This window comes from Geovibrio thiophilus (assembly GCF_004087915.1).
GTDB classification, from domain to species: Bacteria; Chrysiogenota; Deferribacteres; order Deferribacterales; family Geovibrionaceae; genus Geovibrio; species Geovibrio thiophilus.
Map to the genome: position 1 here is coordinate 241,089 of NZ_CP035108.1, position 16,999 is coordinate 258,087.

Annotated in this window: 16 protein-coding genes; 10 read left to right on the forward strand and 6 right to left on the reverse strand. The window is 48.9% G+C overall.

Going from position 1 to position 16,999, the window contains the following annotated elements; genetic code table 11:
- Positions 1-25: 25 nt before the first annotated feature.
- A complete protein-coding gene (locus EP073_RS01130) occupies positions 26-907 on the forward strand; it encodes a GNAT family N-acetyltransferase (protein WP_128465339.1) in 882 nt (293 codons plus the stop codon).
- Entirely contained in the window at positions 888-1,637 is a 750-nt protein-coding gene (locus EP073_RS01135) for a lysophospholipid acyltransferase family protein (RefSeq protein WP_128465340.1), read from the forward strand. The genes EP073_RS01130 and EP073_RS01135 overlap by 20 nt, the downstream gene beginning before the upstream one ends.
- Here EP073_RS01135 and EP073_RS01140 read toward each other — a convergent pair.
- Entirely contained in the window at positions 1,628-3,658 is a 2,031-nt protein-coding gene (locus tag EP073_RS01140) for a PAS domain S-box protein (RefSeq protein ID WP_128465341.1), read from the reverse strand. The two genes, EP073_RS01135 and EP073_RS01140, sit on opposite strands and share 10 nt — an antisense overlap.
- Positions 3,659-3,698: 40 nt before the next feature.
- Positions 3,699-4,439 carry a M15 family metallopeptidase gene (locus EP073_RS01145; protein WP_128465342.1) on the reverse strand — a complete coding sequence of 247 codons (741 nt, stop codon included), beginning with the start codon at positions 4,437-4,439 and terminating at the stop codon, positions 3,699-3,701.
- A 244-nt stretch (positions 4,440-4,683) separates the two neighbouring features.
- On the opposite strand from EP073_RS01145, the gene EP073_RS01150 reads away from it, so the two are divergent.
- The 3 genes from EP073_RS01150 to EP073_RS01160 all read left to right on the forward strand — a co-directional run bounded on the left by EP073_RS01150 (position 4,684) and on the right by EP073_RS01160 (position 9,782).
- Positions 4,684-7,692 (forward strand): hybrid sensor histidine kinase/response regulator, encoded by a 3,009-nt coding sequence (locus EP073_RS01150; protein WP_128465343.1) that lies wholly within the window; start codon positions 4,684-4,686, stop codon positions 7,690-7,692.
- A gap of 111 nt (positions 7,693-7,803) precedes the next feature.
- A complete protein-coding gene (locus tag EP073_RS01155; protein WP_128465344.1) occupies positions 7,804-9,117 on the forward strand; it encodes a hypothetical protein in 1,314 nt (437 codons plus the stop codon).
- A gap of 146 nt (positions 9,118-9,263) precedes the next feature.
- A complete protein-coding gene (locus tag EP073_RS01160; protein WP_128465345.1) occupies positions 9,264-9,782 on the forward strand; it encodes a metal-dependent transcriptional regulator in 519 nt (172 codons plus the stop codon).
- A gap of 508 nt (positions 9,783-10,290) precedes the next feature.
- Here the strand turns inward: EP073_RS01160 and EP073_RS01165 are convergent.
- The 4 genes from EP073_RS01165 to EP073_RS01180 all read right to left on the reverse strand — a co-directional run bounded on the left by EP073_RS01165 (position 10,291) and on the right by EP073_RS01180 (position 13,048).
- On the reverse strand, positions 10,291-10,770 hold the full coding sequence (locus tag EP073_RS01165; RefSeq protein WP_164885234.1) for a bifunctional nuclease family protein: 480 nt from the start codon (positions 10,768-10,770) through the stop codon (positions 10,291-10,293).
- A gap of 151 nt (positions 10,771-10,921) precedes the next feature.
- Positions 10,922-11,413 (reverse strand): TlpA family protein disulfide reductase, encoded by a 492-nt coding sequence (locus EP073_RS01170; RefSeq protein WP_128465347.1) that lies wholly within the window; start codon positions 11,411-11,413, stop codon positions 10,922-10,924.
- A gap of 79 nt (positions 11,414-11,492) precedes the next feature.
- On the reverse strand, positions 11,493-12,371 hold the full coding sequence (locus tag EP073_RS01175; RefSeq protein ID WP_128465348.1) for an NAD(P)H-binding protein: 879 nt from the start codon (positions 12,369-12,371) through the stop codon (positions 11,493-11,495).
- A gap of 11 nt (positions 12,372-12,382) precedes the next feature.
- On the reverse strand, positions 12,383-13,048 hold the full coding sequence (locus EP073_RS01180; RefSeq protein WP_164885235.1) for a JAB domain-containing protein: 666 nt from the start codon (positions 13,046-13,048) through the stop codon (positions 12,383-12,385).
- A 137-nt stretch (positions 13,049-13,185) separates the two neighbouring features.
- Between EP073_RS01180 and EP073_RS01185 the strand changes: the two genes are divergently transcribed.
- From EP073_RS01185 to EP073_RS01205, 5 genes are all read left to right on the forward strand, one after another.
- A complete protein-coding gene (locus EP073_RS01185) occupies positions 13,186-13,539 on the forward strand; it encodes a twin-arginine translocase TatA/TatE family subunit (protein ID WP_128465350.1) in 354 nt (117 codons plus the stop codon).
- The gene (tatC, locus tag EP073_RS01190; protein WP_128465351.1) at positions 13,532-14,299 is read left to right on the forward strand and encodes a twin-arginine translocase subunit TatC; all 768 of its coding nucleotides are present in this window, start codon (positions 13,532-13,534) and stop codon (positions 14,297-14,299) included. The genes EP073_RS01185 and tatC overlap by 8 nt, the downstream gene beginning before the upstream one ends.
- Positions 14,292-15,281, forward strand: a complete 990-nt coding sequence (moaA, locus tag EP073_RS01195; protein ID WP_128465352.1) for a GTP 3',8-cyclase MoaA — start codon at positions 14,292-14,294, stop codon at positions 15,279-15,281. The genes tatC and moaA overlap by 8 nt, the downstream gene beginning before the upstream one ends.
- On the forward strand, positions 15,241-16,524 hold the full coding sequence (locus tag EP073_RS01200; protein WP_128465353.1) for a nickel-dependent lactate racemase family protein: 1,284 nt from the start codon (positions 15,241-15,243) through the stop codon (positions 16,522-16,524). The genes moaA and EP073_RS01200 overlap by 41 nt, the downstream gene beginning before the upstream one ends.
- 183 nt (positions 16,525-16,707) lie before the next feature.
- Positions 16,708-16,998 (forward strand): hypothetical protein, encoded by a 291-nt coding sequence (locus EP073_RS01205; protein ID WP_128465354.1) that lies wholly within the window; start codon positions 16,708-16,710, stop codon positions 16,996-16,998.
- The last annotated feature ends 1 nt before the right edge of the window (position 16,999 follow it).

Here is a 16,999-nt window from a genome sequence, read left to right on the forward strand (position 1 = left end):
ATAAGAAAACATACGGAGTGGCAGAATGAATGCTGTTAAGAAAGGAAAAATCAGAAAAGCCGCGGATTTTCTTCAGGAGCTCTCCAAAAAGTTCAGGTTCCGCCTGAGAACCTACAGACCGAATGTCACAATTAGTTTGGATTCACGCAAATATCTTGTTAAGACTGTGGAAAACGGAGACGAGCTCGGCGATGTTCTCCGCCTGCGCCACGAAGTTTTTTACCGCGAGCTGCTGGAAAAGAAGCGCTTCCGCGGGAAGGACGTTGATAAATATGACTTTCAGTTCGATCACTTAGTTGTCATAGATAAGGAGGCGGGGCAGATAATCGGCACGTACAGGCTGAACAGCTCCCTTTTCAGCGATAAGTTTTACTCCTGCTCCGAGTTTAAGATGGATAACATAGTGTCTCTTCCCGGGGTTAAGCTTGAACTGGGCAGGGCGTGCATACATCCCGACTACCGCAGCGGAGCGACAATAGCCGCTCTCTGGAAGGGGTTAGGCACATACATAAGCGAAACAGCCACAGACTGCCTTTTCGGATGTTCATCCGTTAAAACCACAGACAACCTCACCATCGCCCTTGTGCACTACTACCTTGAAAAAAACTTTCTGGCGCCGGAGGAACTTAGGGCTATGCCTAAGGCGAAGTTCCGCACGGATAAGTATCACAAAATGCTGGACATGATTCAGGAGAAGCGCTTTGCCCCGTTCCGTGAGGCAGCGGAGAACCTTGTTCCCCCGCTGATGCTCTCATACTTCAAGGCGGGCGGAGTTATCTGCGGAGAACCGGCTTACGACAAGGCTTTTAAATGCTATGATTACCTCACATATCTTGATATAAAAACCATGGACGAATCGTTCAGAAAGAAATTCACGGAGAAGAAAAATGAGGAAGTATGCTGTTAAGTTCCTCATATACCTGCATATAATAACAGGGAAGCTCACGTGCTTTTTTGTGCGGGACGAACTTAAAAAACGAAAGACGCTGAACGCCAATACATCCTTTTTCTGCCGTACAGGGCTTAAGCCTCTTGGTTTAAAGCCCGTTTTCAGCGGGGAGGAAGGGCTTAAGAAAGCGGGCGGCTGTCTGGTTGTCTGCAATCATATGTCATATCTGGATATTATAATAATGGCGTCCATGCGCCCCTTCGTGTTCGTCTCATCCGTGGATATGCGGGAAACCCCGTTTGTGGGGATGATGGCGGAGCTGGGCGGAACATACTTTGTGGAGCGGCGCAATGCCTCCCGCCTCAGGGAGGAGATTAAGGAGCTTGCAGCGCTGATGGAGGCGGGCTTTGCGGTGGTTCTGTTTCCTGAAGGCACAAGCACCGACGGTTCAAGAGTGCTTCCTTTCCGCGCGCCGTTCATAGAATCCGCAAGGAAGGCAGGCGTTCCGGTTTATCCGGCATGCCTGAAATACGAGAGCGTAAACGGCGAGCCATTCGGCGAAAAAAACAGGGATCTGGTCTGCTGGTACGGAGATATGGCGTTTGAGCCTCATTTCGAGTCGCTTTTCAGGATGGATTCGGTGACGGCGTCGGTGAGGATTATGGACCCTGCCGATGCCTCGCATGCTGACAGAAAGGAGCTTGGGGACTATCTGTTCTCTGAGGTGGCTTCGGCTTACTACGCCTGATACGGGGTGCTCAGGGGAAGGCATATCTCAAACACGGTTCCCTTCCCTTCCTCGCTGGTGCAGCTTATGCCGCCGCCGTGCTGTCTTATGATGCCGTAAACTATTGAAAGTCCGAGACCCGTTCCCTTGCCCGGGTCTTTTGTTGTATAGAACGGATCGAATATGCGGTTTTTAATCTCCGGAGACATTCCGCAGCCGGTATCCTCAAACAGAATACAGGCAAATTTCCCTTCGGCGCATTCTTTTATGAATGATGTTATGGTGAGCGTGCCGCCGTCCGGCATGGCGTCTTTGGCGTTGGAGGCAAGGTTCATCAGCACCTGTTCAAGCTGTATGTAGTCCGCCATCACGGGCATGTGCTCCTCCGAGAGATGAAGAACGACACTGACGTGCTCATCCACTATCTTCTCTATCAGATCAACATATTCCCGCAGAAGAATATTCATTTCCAGACATTCAGGGTGGTTGGGCTGCTTTCTTCCGAAAGTGAGCAGACCGTTTGTGAGCTTCGCCGCTCTGGTTACCGCTTTCATTATATGCACAACGTACTCGTGTTCGGGGGATTTTTCATCCAGCTTTTTCTGAAGCCTGTTTGCGAACCCGCCTATGACTAGGATTATGTTTTTGAGATCGTGGGCGAAGCTGCCCGCCATCTCTCCTATGATGTTCAGCCTCTGGGCGTGGCGCACCTGTTCCTCAAGGATTTTCTTGTCGGTGATGTCTTCCTTGAGCCCGATGTAGTTTACTATTTCCCCGCTCTGATCCTTCACGGGGAAGATTATGGCAGATTCCCAGTAGAGCTCGCCGCTCTTCTTTTTATTACAGAACTCGCCCTTCCATATTCTGCCGCCGGAGATCATCGCCCACAGGTCTATGAAGACCTTAGGATCCATTTTATCGGATTTGAGTATTCTGGGGTTCTGCCCTACAACCTCGTCTGCCGAGTATCCTGTGAATTTTTCAAAAACGGGGTTGACGTACTCTATGCTGCCGTCCTTATCGGTTATCACCACAGAGACAGTGCTGTGTTCAATGGCGTTTTTCAGCAGATTAAGCTGTTTTATTGTGCGTATTTTCTCAGTGATGTCCCGAACAATGGAGACTATATATTTGTTTTTGCCCATGGAGAAGGTGTGGCAGCTTATGCGCACGGGAAGGAGCGCGCCGGATTTGCATTTTATGAGTGCCTCTATATGCGCATGTCCTGTTTTGAGGAGTATTTTAGAGGTTTCCCCCATGTCAAACTTGCCGCAGGGGTAGTTAAGTATCTCGGGGCTGAGGCTCATGAACTCTTCCTGAGTGTAGCCGAGTTTTTCGGAGGCGGATTTGTTTACCTCTATGAATCTGCCGCTGAGGACGTTATCTTCGGGCATTTCATGAACAAAGATAGCGTCAGAGGTGTTGTTGAAGAGGACGCCGAATTTTTCGATTAAATCTTTATTGCCTGATTCGGCTCCGATGATTCTGCTTCTGGCGGAGACAGCGCTCATGCAGGCGGCGGTCTCTTCGGTTATCTCCTTCAGCAGGCTGATTTCCTCGGGGCAGAACCGGTTTTTTTCACGGCTGAGAACGGTGAACACCGCTGTAACCTTGCCGCCTGTTTTTACGGGAATCGAGCAGAAGGAATTGATACCGCATTCCAGTGTTTTGTACTGCCAGAAGGAGAAGTCTTCCATTGCGGAGATGTCGTTCACGGCGACTTCGTGCTCCTTGATCACAGCCTCGCCCACGGGACCGCAGTTGGGGTCGTTGCAGCATATACATATTTCGTGGGGGTTTATGTAGTCTTCGTATTCGCCGGAATATGAGGAGGGGATGATGCGCTTATCGGTGAATTCAACAATGAAGCCCGCCCATGCCGCTTCGTAGCCCATCAGCTCCGCCGACAGACGGCAGAGGGCATCCAGCAGTTCGCCCTCATCGCAGGCGCCTGCCGCCGCACGGCTGAGACTTTTGTAAAACTCAGCCGCTTTCACGCTCAGTAACTTGTTCTTATCCGCCGGAGAAGGTTTAATGTTCATAACAGTTTGTATTTTCGGGGATAGTCATCCCGTTTGCAAGCTATTTCACGTCAAAATTGAAAAAAGTCTTGGGAAACGGTTCCTTTTCAAGGGTGTAGTGCCACCACTCCTTTTCATAGTTCACAAAACCGTACTTTTTCATCAGATCCTTAAGCAGAAACCTGTTTGAGAGCTGCTTTTCCGTCAGAGACTCATTCTCCGTGGCGGAAAGCGGACTGAAGCAGTCAAACCCTGTGCCCATGTCTATGCTGTTGTCGCCGAAGCGGCTTGCAGCAGTGTTTTCACAGCTTCGCAGCTTGATATGGGGTATGTACTCCTCCTGCTCGGAGGCTTCATAAGGGATAATGGTGAGATCCACTGTGCTCCCCCGGGAATGACCGGATTTCGAGGCGATGAAGCCTTTTTTGAAGAGAGTCTCCTTTGCCTCTCCGGGGTAAAATTCCGCCTTGGTTTTTGTGTCTTTCGGATCCTTTGCCCAGCGGACGAAGTGGTCTACCGCTTTCTGCGGTCTGTAGCAGTCGTATACTTTCAGGGAAAAGCCTATGAGCTCAAGATCCTGCTGAACCCTGCCAAGGGCTTCCGCCGCCTGACGGGTGAGTATGCAGACCGGGGAGAGATAGCCGTCAACCCTTGTTCCGACAAAATTGTGGGAGGACTGATAGCGTATCTCCTGAACAACTGAGGAATTAACATCGGAGAGGTAGACAAATCCCTTGGGCAGCTCGGCGTGAGCCTGCCGGAATACTGTAAGAACGGATAAAATAAGAAACAGTTTTTTCATTTAGGAGTACCTCCCCGCCTCAGCATGCGTCTTGTCATTAAAGTATTTCTCATAAAAGCACCGCAGTCAACCTATTTGCCTCAAGCGGGTTTATCCGCATAGGCTCAATTATTTGACTGTATGCGGGGCGGTTTTTGCTGTATCATTTATATGTAAAGCTCATGGGTTTATACGAGGTTCGGGGTTGGTTCGCAAATCTATAGCGGTTTTGTTGCTTTTTATTGATATTGCCGGCTGTATTTTTTTGTACGGCAAGCTTCAGGAATCCCGCGAAAACGCGCTGGGAAACGCTGCTTCCATGCTGAGGAGCGAATATGAACGCTCCCTTTCCATGTACTCTCGCCATGTTGACGAGGTTTACCAGTCCATAGTAAATATTCCCGGGCTTACCGAATCAGTCGCCGAGGCGTGGCTCCACCCGGAAAAGCGGGATGCGATGCGTGAGGATGCGGTTCAGAAAACCTCAGTTATTTACAACACCGTGGAAAGGCTGGGCTACACAAAAATCCAGTTCCATTTTCCCGATACGGTGAGCTTTCTCCGCCTTCACGAACGGCAGTTCTACGGGGATGTTCTCGGCGATAAAAGATACTCCGTCTACATAGCGAATATCAAAAACGGCTTCACCGAAGGGCTGGAAATGGGCAGAAGCGGGAATGCCTTCCGTTTCGTCTATCCTCTCTCCCATGGAGGAGTTCATGTGGGAACCCTTGAGATAAGCCTTGATGTGAAAGGCTTCATCACCGGAATGCTTGAAAGCTACGGCAACTACTACTCCATGGGAGTCAAAAAGGAGGTGGCCGAGAGGAAGCTTTTCGCAGATTTTCTTAAGAACTCCGCCTCTTCGGCTTTTTCCGATGACTACATCACCGAGGGTGATCTCACAGGCTATGACTTTGACCTTTCGCAGGACATAATGCCGGCGGAAACATTCACCGCGGTAAACGACAGCCTCAGACAGAGCGTTGCGGAAAGGCTTGCCGCCCATGAAACATTCTCTGTTTATCATAAAGAGCGGGGCATAGGGGTTATCGCGTCTTTTATGCCCATAAAAAGCGTTTCGGGCGATTATGAAACCTATCTGGTGAGATACGCCATAGACACTGAGTTTGACGCTGCGTACATGCGGTTTGTCAAGCAGGCGGTGTCATTTAACCTCACTGTGCTTCTTTTGCTTATGGTTCTTCTTGTTATGGATTCAAACAGGCAGAAGGTTGTACTGGCAAACAGCGAACTGGAAGAGAAGATCAAAGAACAGGAAGAGTTTGAAAAGGAACTGAAAAAAGCCAAAGAGGAAGCGGAAGTGGCAAGCATGTCCAAGGACGTGTTTCTGGCGAATATGAGCCACGAGATCAGAACGCCGATGAACGGTATAATAGGCATGAACAGCCTGCTGCTGAATACAAAGCTTACGGACGAGCAGCGTGAATACGCAGAAACCGTCGCCACATCAGCGGAGGCGCTGCTTGTGGTCATAAATGATATACTCGACTTCACCAAGATAGAGGCGGGGCAGCTTGAGCTTGAGTATCTGGATTTTTCCGTGAGAGAGGTTGTGGAAAACAGCGTGGATTCCATCGCCTACAAAGCCTTTCAGAAGGATCTGGATATGGCTTTTAATGTTGACGGAAAGGTTCCCCGGCTTCTGGCGGGAGATCCGTGGAGGCTGAGGCAGATTCTGCTTAACGTAATCGGAAACGCCGTGAAATTCACCCACGAGGGAACCGTTTCCATAGATGTCAGGCTCCAGAAGGAAACCACCGGATATGTGAAGCTGCTGTTCAGGATTAAGGACACAGGCATAGGCATACCGGAAAACAGGATGGGCAATCTTTTTGACTCGTTCTCGCAGGCGGATCTCTCCATGTCGCGAAAATACGGCGGTACAGGGCTCGGTCTTGCCATAGCCAAACGCCTCACGGAGATGATGGGCGGCGAGATAGGCTGTAAAAGCCGCGCGGGGGAAGGCTCGGAGTTTTGGTTCTCCGCAGTTTTTGAAAGGGTCGCCTCAGCGGGGGCTGTAAGGGAAACAGACAGAAGGCTGGATAAGCGCCGCATCCTGATTGTGGACGCAAATGAGTTTGCGGCCTCATCCGGCGCGGACAAGCTCCGGTCTCTCGGCGCTGCCGCTGAAAAAGCGCTCAGCCTGAAAGAGGCTTCGGAGATGATACACATATCCGCCGCCGGAAACAAAGCCTTTGAGGCTGTGCTTATCTCCGATTCCCTGATTAAAAAAGGCGAGGCGGAATTTGACGCTCTCATGAAGGAGATAAAGCATTATCCGGGCACAAGGACAGTTCTGGCTTATCCCATGGGGCAGCATGTGTCCGCGGACTACCTCACGGAGAAGGGCTTCAACGGGCGCATCTTCAAGCCGCTGAAAGCAAACCATCTCAAAAAATGTCTTCTGGAGCTTTTCGGGTATGAGGCGGAGAACGACACTCCTCACGGAATGAACGGCGGCAGTTTTGCTCCCTATTCCTCAGAGGCGAGGAATAAGAAGATTCTCCTTGCCGAAGACAATATAGTCAACCAGAAGCTGGCGGTGACTATTTTTGAGCGTCTCGGTTATAAGGTCACAGCGGCGGAGAACGGCTTTAAGGCTCTGGAAGCAATGAGAAACGATGATTTTGACATAGTTTTCATGGATATACAGATGCCTGTAATGAACGGAATAGAAACAGTGCAGGCGATAAGGAGCGGCGAAAGCGGTGTCCGCAGAGCCGATATACCGATTGTGGCAATGACAGCGCATGCGCTCAAAGGCGACAGGGAAAAATTCATAAGCGCCGGAATGAACGACTATCTCTCCAAACCCTTCAGACATGAAGAGCTTGTGGCGATACTAAACAGATTCCTTTACAGCACCGATATAAATGAGATCCCTTCGGAGCGCAGAAGCGGGACTTTCAGCCCGGATGAACTGATGTCCATAATGGGAGACAGGGAGTATTTTGTTGAAGTTCTTGAAATATTCATAAACGACACCGAAAAGCAGCTTGACGAGCTCAGGCGCGCCATTGCGGAGGCCAGTCCATGGAGAGTTATTGAGCTTGCGGTTTACCTCAAGTCTTCCTCCGGAGATCTTACCGCCTACGGGCTTGAGAGCATAGCTGCCCGAATGGAAAAATGCGCCGACGCAGAAGACATTGCGGGTGCAGAGGACTGCTACAACGCCTTCGTGAAGGAATTTTATGATTTCAGAAAGGAAGCTTCCGTATATACAGAAAAACAGGACAGAGTAAATTCCTGATTTTATTTTTTTTCATCTTAATGAAGTTTTTTATCAGCATTGATATTCATTTGTGCTATTGTTAAATATACGTTGTTAAAAATACGTGTGATTAAAAAACGGAGGCGTTAAATGCGCGGTATTCGGGTATTGTTATTGTGTGTGGTATTTTCAGTTTTTCTTGTTATGGGCTGCGGCGGAAGCAGCAGTTCATCAGGATCTACTTCGGAGAAGGGTGTTTTTACGGATGCGCCTGTTCAGGGACTCTCTTATTCCGCTGAGCCCAGCGGTCTTTCAGGCGTTACAAACGAAAAGGGCGAGTTTGATTTCCTTGAAGGGGATAATGTAACCTTCAGAATCGGCAATTTGGTTCTCGGCTCTGTGCGGGCAACGGCGTTTGTGACTCCGTTTGACATAGCCGATTATGATAATGCGGTGGATATAGCCCGTCTTCTCCAGAGTGTGGGCAGCGTGAGCAGCGGAGTAATAGTTCTGGACTCTCAGGGCGCATCCTCCGTGAACGGCATAGTCAGTGATAATATGACTCTCAGGGACGCTCTGGATGCCCTTGAAACAGGCAATGTTATTACAACGTCCGCAGAGGATGCGCTGGAGCATATGAACTCCCGTTCGATCTACGGCGCATACAGCGGCTACACCGCGCTTCGCTGCGAGCCTGACGGTTATAAGTCGGTTGATTCCGTTATGGTTTTTGACAAGGGAAAGACATTTGCTTTTAATGTCGGAGGCTATGAAGTTTTAGACTTTCCGGATTCCGTTTCAACACCTTCTGTGGCACTGAGGAGAACTGTCAAAGTCTACAGCGGCAAAAGAACTTCTCAGGATTCTTTCAGGTTTACCGGCCTTGCCGACGAATCGGAGCTTATTTATAACATTTCCGCAAGCTCCGCTGAGGTTTTCAGCACAAGCGTATCATCTCCGGATAATTCGTGCAGCGGCACGGGGTTCATGGTGAGGGTGGCTGATGCGAAAAACGACAACGAATCCTGCGTTATGCCTGAAGAAGGTGATGATGCGGAATACGGCATCGAGCTGTTATCCTCAAATGTATACAGCGAGGACAACTACACCGACATTCCCCGAGATATTCTGCTTAGCGTAAGTGTCAGCGGATGCAGCATAACAGCGGAAGCGGATTTCATGGGTTATGATGAGTCTGACAACTACACAGTACTGCATAAAAAAAGCCTCAAAGGGTATGCCGACATGAGCAAACGCAGCATATTCCTGTCAGATGATTCGGGTAACGGAAGCTATTCCGTTTTCATGATCAGTGTCAGCGATGATTATTTATATCGTTCCGCCGCGTCTGCTCCTATGGCAATAGCAAATCCATTCACCGGATACTATTTTGAATATGCTGAGGACAACGAAACAGGTGCTCCTCTGTGGTCTCTGTTCAGCGTAGGACAAAGTTACAAATAATACTTAGAGGCGGGGGTTCTTTCCCCCGCTTTTTTCTTTTATTGATCAGATATTTAGTTTAAAAGATAAAAAAAGTCTTAATTAATCCTTGCCGAAACCGGAAATCTTCATATCTTGTTGTATAAATACAAGTCGGGAGGTTTCCGATGAATGCAGTGAATTCAGCACCGCTGACCCCGAGTCAGGAAAATTATCTTGAATGGGTGTACAGGTTTTCTGAAAATGGGGAAGTAAGAGTAAGCGATATAGCGAAAAAACTAGGCGTGAGTCTGCCCAGCGTAAGCAGGGCAGTAAGCACACTAGCTAAAATGGGGCTTCTTACTCATGAATCCTACGGCAAAATCGGCATGACCGCTGAAGGAAGAACCGTAGGCAAATCAATAGTAAGACGCGATAAATGCCTCACTAAGCTTCTTGTGGATATTCTGGGAATGGAACCCGAGGAAGCAGATCCGGAGGTGCACAGGCTTGAACATCTTATAAGCGGAAGAGTCCTGCCGAGGCTGGAAATTCTGGTACATTACGCAGTATCGGATCCGGTCTGGCTTGAAAGGCTCCACAGGCAAATCAATGACGGAGCTGAGGGGAAAACAGAAGAATCCTCCTTCGGCATTGGAGAGACCCCGATTCACAAAGGGGCTGTTGTAGAGAAACGCAATAAATGACATTTAACAACGCAAACCCGAACGTCGTGTCGGGTTTGCGTACACGTTCGCGCCGAACAGAGTTCGGCTTCACTTCGCACGGCGCAGCCTCGTCCTTGGGGCTGTAACAGAAAAACACGGAGAATAACGACTTGACAACGCAAACCCGAACGTCGTGTCGGGTTTGCGTACACCTTCGCGCCGAACAGAGTTCGGCTTCACTTCGCACGGCGCAGCCCCGTCCTTGGGGCTGTAACAGAAAAACACGGAGAATAACGACTTGACAACGCAAACCCGAATGTCGTGTCGGGTTTGCGTACACGTTCGCGCCGAACAGAGTTCGGCTTCACTTCGCACGGCGCAGCCTCGTCCTTGGGGCTGTAACAGAAAAACACGGAGAATAACGACTTGACAACGCAAACCCGAACATTGTGTCGGGTTTGCGTACACGCCTAAGTGCATAAAAAATGAAAGCCCGCAGTCGTTTTCAGGCTGCGGGCTTTTCGTTATTTTTCAAAGCTGATTTATTTTATACATTCCAGAATGTCGTACCCTGATCGTCAATTATCCCGAAGAGCGCTCTTTCCTCCGCAATAGTGAGCCCCGTCCGTTCGATGCAGCAGCTTTTTGAAACCACCTGCTCCTCTATAAACAGGGGGACGCTCATGTGAAGCGCCAGCGCAACTCCGTCGGACGGACGGCAGTCCACTGTTTTGGACTCGCCCTCCGTGTGAATGTTGAGTTTTGCGGTGAAAACGCCTTTTTCGACATTGTCTATTATCACGTTTTCCACATAAACTCCGTCCAGAACACCGAGTATTCCGCCGATGAACTGATGAGTCATGGGTCTGGGGCTGGGTATTCTGTTCAGTTCCTGATATATGGCTTCCGCTTCAAAGGTTCCGATTGTTATAGGAATGAGGTATTGACCGCATATTGTCTCGATCATCATCACATAGCGCGATGTTATCGGTTCCTTTATTACGCATTTAACTCCCGCTTCAAACATAAAGCGCTGACCTCCGGAATCTGCATGTGGCTGACAATTTAAAAATACACGCATACATTCAAACTTCAATAGGAAATGATCTTCAGGCTCAAGCCCGATCAGATAAACCGGAAAAGGCGGAACGCTTCACGGAGCCTTCCGCCTCATTTTATCAGTTGGCTGATAATTTATTGATTATGTTTTTAAGATCCTTTTCGGGAATGGAGCCTACAATTATATCAACCATCTTTCCGTCCGGAGCATAAATTATGCTGGTGGGGATAGTGCTTATGCCGAACTCCATGCTGAGGGACTGATCCGCCATGTAAACAGGGTAGTTTACGCCGAATTCGCTGATGTATTTGGCTATGTCTTTTTTATCAGCGTCTGTGGAGAGGGCAACGATTGAGAAGCGCTCCTTCTCCTCACCGTAGACTTTTACGAAGTCGGGTGTTTCTCCTCTGCACGGCGGACACCATGAGGCGAAGAAGTTTACCAGAAGCACCTTGCCCTGATGCTCCTCTTTAATACGCGCCATAGCGCCTGATTTAAGAGTTTCGATGGAATCCCCGGAGAGGGACACGTCAGCGTCTCCCGTGTCCTGCCTGCTGCATGCGGCAAATACCAGTAAAAGCGCCGCGAAAAGCAATACTTTGATTTTCATTAATTCTGCTCCCTTTGTGCCCCGAGGGGTCAAAGTTTAATAATATTCAAATAATACGATTTTTCAACTTCAAAAACGTTCACGGAATATACTTTTTAATTTCGTCCGCGAAGTTTCTCTGCTGTATCCCCAGTTCCGTGAATGCGAAAGTTTCGGCGCATGTGTTGCCCTCCTTAAGCATGATGAACTGATCCCTTGTCACGGGAAAGAACGTGAACCCGCCGAAAAGTGATATGGCGAGGCTGATAACAGCCTCAGGCACAGGAAGGAGGATTATTTTTTTGTCCATGGCTTTTGAGATCTCATAAAGAAGCTCTTTGTATGTGTAGACCCTGTTTCCGCAGAGCGGGTAGGTTTTGCCGATCGCCGTGTCCCTGAATACCGCCTCCGTGAACGCGTCCGCAGTTTCGTAAACGCTCACAGGCTGCATAGGGTAAGAGCCGTCGCCGAAGTAGCTGAAAACAGGTGTTTTTTTCATGTATCCGGCGAGCATGGAGATGAAGGAGTCTCCTTTACCGTAAATAAGCGAAGGGCGGAATATAGTGAAGTCAAGCCCGCTGTTTTTTATATATTCCTCTGCCTGATATTTTGTTTTGTGGTAGCCGGATACGGCGTTTTTCCGTGTTCCGTTCGCGGACATATGGATAAAGCGGCTCACTCCCGCAGCCTTAGCGGCGTCCGCGGCATTTTTAGCGGCGCTGTAGTGCATGTTTTCAAAGGTTATGCCTTTATCCGGAAATTCCCTGATGATGCCCACAAGGTTTATCACAGCGTTAACACCGCGCAGGGCGTCGGCGAAGGTTTCCGGACGCAGTATGTCACCCTGAACCGCCTCTGCGTCGGGATGTGTTTTTTTGTTCCTGACAAGAGCCTTCACGTGGACGCCTTTTTCAATGAGTTTGCTTATGACATGGGAACCGACAAAGCCTGTGCCGCCGGTTACGAAAACTTTTTTCATGGAGTCTCTCCTTAAATAAGTTTCTGAGCCTTCATGCTTAGGAAAGATGTATCTGTAACTATGATATGATCAAGAAGCTTTATATCAAGGGTTTCAAGCGCCTTTGATATGCGTTCGGTTATATTGATGTCCTCCTCAGAGGGGATGAGCGAGCCGGATGGGTGATTGTGGGCGATTATAACGTAGGATGCCTTTCTTCTCAGGGCGAGCTCCGCTATTTCTCTGGGGTATACGGCAGTTCTGTCCACTGTGCCGGAGGAGACCACCTCATAGCTTATCAGCCGCTTGTTTTTGTCCACAAAGAGGCTCACGAAGTTCTCTTTTTCGGATATTCCGATGAGAATACGCAGAAATTTAAAAACCAGCGCCCCCGAATCCAGAACCAGAGGCTCAAAGTTCAGATTTCCGTGCTCCATACGGACATAAAACTCCCGCATGATGTTGAAGAAAAGCTGAACCTCCTCCCCCGCGCCGTTTATCGAAGTGAGATCTGTTCTGAAAACTTTACGCAGGCTTTCCGTTTTATCTATTATATCCTTTGAAAGGACTTTTACATCCCTGCGCGGGATAATATAGGAGAGGATAAGCTCCATGATCTCATAATCGTGGAGTGCGGAGGGACCGCTCCTGAATTTTTCCTTAAGCCTTTGTCTGTGTCCTTTTTTATGATCTTCCATGGAAAAAAAGCATATCATCAGGAAAGGCAGGTGTAAATAGCTGTCCGGCACTCTTGAGAGGGAGCGGAACTATTTCCAGTGGAAGCTTGTCTTGATTTTTGGCGGCAAATACATATTATGCAGTTGAGGTGAATCACATGTTTGGATTCGGAATGTCTGAAATAGTTTTGATTCTTGTAATAGCTCTTTTAGTTGTCGGTCCCGGGAAACTGCCGGAACTGGCAAAAACGCTGGGGAAAGGTTATGCTCAGTTCAAACGCTCGCTGAACGACCTTAAATCCGCCGTAAATATAGATGATCTTGACATCGTCCCCAACAAGACGGTCAAAGACGCCTACAGGGATCATTGGGAAAAGAAAAAACAGAGCGCTGAAAGCACCGCTGAATCATCCGCCGATGTAAAGCCCGAAGAGACTAAAACCGAGGCTGCGCAGGCTGAACAGGTAACATCTGACACTGATGAAGTGAAAGGGAAGGACACAAATGGCTAAAGAGAAAAATCAGGGTGTTGAAGCCCAGATACCCTTAATGGAGCACCTTGAGGAGCTTCGCAAAAGAGTGATATATGTCCTGATAATAGTCATAGCCGTTTTCTCCTTCTGTTACTGGCAGAGCCAGTTCTTTATGGATTTTGTCACAAAACCCCTTGTGGATGTGATGCCGGAGAAATCAAGCATGGCTATGCTGAAGATAACCGAGGGTTTCTTCATGGAGCTCAAGCTCTGTTTTATGGCGGCGCTTTTTTTCAGCATGCCCTTTATCTTCTATCATATATGGAAGTTCATTGCCCCCGGGCTTTATGTTCATGAAAAAAAATACGTTATGGGATTTGTTATCAGCGCTTCGCTGCTGTTCTTTCTCGGCGCGGGCTTTGCGTATTATTTCGTGTTCCCCTTCGGCTTCGCGTTTTTCCTTAAATACGCTCAGGGGTACGTGATAGCGAATCTTTCCATAGAGTGGTATCTGAGCTTTGTAACCAAGATGGTTCTCGGGTTCGGTATAGTTTTCGAGCTGCCTGTATTCACCTTTTTCCTTGCGAAGATGGGTATAATCACGGCAGAAATGATGCGCAAATACAGGAGATACGCTGTTCTCGGCATATTCATTGTGGCTGCGGTCATGACCCCGCCGGATGTTTTTTCACAGCTCATGATGGCAGGTCCTCTTCTGGTTCTGTACGAGCTGAGCATATTCATTGCGGTCATTTTCGGGCGCAAGAGAGAGATAACGGAAGACGAGATATATGAATAATACAGTTAAAGACAGGTTCGGAAGGGAGATACGCTATCTGCGCATCTCCGTTACGGACAGATGTAATTTCCGGTGCAAGTACTGTATGCCCAGCGGCGAATTCAAGCACCTTGAGCATTCGAGCATTCTGCGCTTTGAGGATATGCTTTTCGCCACGGAGGTTTTCGCCTCTCTCGGAGTGCATAAGGTGCGTGTCACAGGCGGCGAGCCTCTGGTTCGCAGGGGCGTGACCGATTTTCTGCGGGAGCTGAATAAAATCGACGGTATAGACGAGGTGACCCTAACTACGAACGGCGCTCTTCTCGGCAAATACGCCGAAGATATAGCCGCCGCAGGGGTAAAGCGCATCAATGTGAGTCTTGATTCCCTCAAGGCGGAAAAATACAGGGAAATCACCGGAGGCTTCGATATTCAGAAGCTTCTGGAGAGCATCTTCATAGCGAAAAAGGCAGGGCTGCGTCCTGTGAAGACAAACAGTGTCCTCATCAGAGGCTTTAACGACTGCGAAATATACGACTTCTGCGAGTTCGCCGCCCGCGCGGACATAGTGGTCAGGTTCATAGAGTTCATGCCCATAGGAAACTCCTGTGAGTGGAAAAAAGAGAACATAATGTACGGTTCGGAGATCATTGATCTCATTTCCAAAAGATACAGAATCGCTCCTATTGAGAAAGAGAAGACCGCCGGACCCGCCAAGAATTATAAGCTCTCCAACGGAGCCACCATAGGAATCATCACTCCTATCTCAAACCATTTCTGCTCCGAATGCGACAAGCTGAGGCTCACAGCGGACGGGAAAATCCGCCCATGCCTCCTTACGGATCAGGAAACGGATATAGTGGACGCAGTGAGAAGCAGGGACAGTGACGCTCTCAAGGCTGCTATTATGGACGCTCTGGGCAAGAAGGACGAGGAGCACCACATCGTGACGGACAACAGAAATGAAAGATTCAAACGCACCATGTCAAAAATCGGCGGATAAGCTGAATATCGCCTTCGGAGAGAAAACTCTTGAGATAGAAACGGGCTTTCCCGTTGATGTTCTCGGAGCGTTCGCAGATTATGCGCCCCTTTCCGATTACGGGATACAGGAGGCGCTGGATCAGTGCGTCTATTCCGAGTCTTACTCTGCCTGTGCGGAACGTGCGGAAAAGATACTGTTCATACTTCCCGACATTACCCGCAAAAGCGGCATGGAGCGTTTTTTCCCATCCATGCTCGCAGAAGCGGAGAAGCACGGAAAAGAGGTGAGCATAATCTTTGCCGTGGGAACTCACAGGGCGGTGACGGAGGATGAGAAGAAGAGGATTCTCGGCGGGGAAATCTATTCAAAATATAAGGACAGGCTTTTTGATCACGACTGCGAAAATCTGGAAGCCCACGCCTTCTACGGTATCACAAAATCAAAAACACCCATTTTTATCAATAAAATATATCTTGAGCACGACTTAATAGTTCCCATAGGCTCCGTGAGTCATCACTACTTCGCCGGTTACGGCGGCGGGCGGAAACTTATCTTCCCCGGAATAGCAGCGAAAAAATCCATACTGCGCAACCATATGCTTGCTCTGGACGTCTCCGGCGGCGGAAGGCATCCTCTCGCGAAGGCGGGGGAACTGAACCATAACCCCGTTCACCGTGACATAGTGGACGCGCTCATGATAAGCCGTTCGGGAAGAAACTTCTTCTCCGTGAACACTGTCCTTGATGAACAGGGAAGGATTCTGGATATGGTCTGCGGCGATTTGTTCATGGCGCATCATAAGGCTTGCGAGATTCTGGACAGCAGATTCCGAATCACTCTTGATAAAAAGTACAAATCCCTCATTGTTTCCTGCGGAGGATTTCCCAAGGACATCAACATGGTTCAGGCGCAGAAGTCGCTGGACAGGGCTGCTTCCGCTGCCGAGGAAGGGGCGGACATATTCCTTTTCGCTGAATGCGCCGACGGCTACGGAAACTCATATTTCCGTGATTTTTTCGATCTGCCGTCCTCAAAGGCTATGCTGGAAAGCCTCCTTGCGGATTACCAGATAAACAGGCAGACCGCTTTTAACCTGAGAACTCTTACGGAACGCTTCAATGTCCGTCTTTACGGCAGCCTCAGTGAAGAGGACTGCGCGCGTATGGGCTTTCAGAAGCTCAATGCTCCCGAAGACATGCTCCGTCTGCTCAAGCCGGAGACAGCTTTTATTCCCTCCGCCTACTCTTTTCTTTTCGGCTGATATTCCCCTGCTTGGTCAAAAATTTGTGTATTCGTGCGGTTTCCCTTTCTTTTTCGGGCAAAACTGCTGATTATATTACAGCAGAGCTATGTCTGTCTTTATTTCGGTGGAAAACCACCGGGTCATGAAATATAATTAATAACGGAAAGCTTTCTTTCCGCGCAGTTTCTGCTGGAGTTTTTTATGAAAAAATCCCTGATTGCGGCAATTGCCGTTCTTTTTATTAGCCTTAGCGCTTATGCTGCAAACCCTATGCTCATAGGCGGCGTGTTCAACGGATACAACAAAGAGACAATAACCGTGGGGGACAGAGTATACACCTACGGAGAGGAGCTCCGTGTTGTGAGGCAGTTCCGCAGGGGCGACGCCTTTTATGAGGAATATTCATCCCTGAGAGATATACGGCGCGGCGCGGAAGTTGTTGTAACCGCTTACGGCAGCTACGCTGTTCATATTCTGATAAAGGGTGACTGAC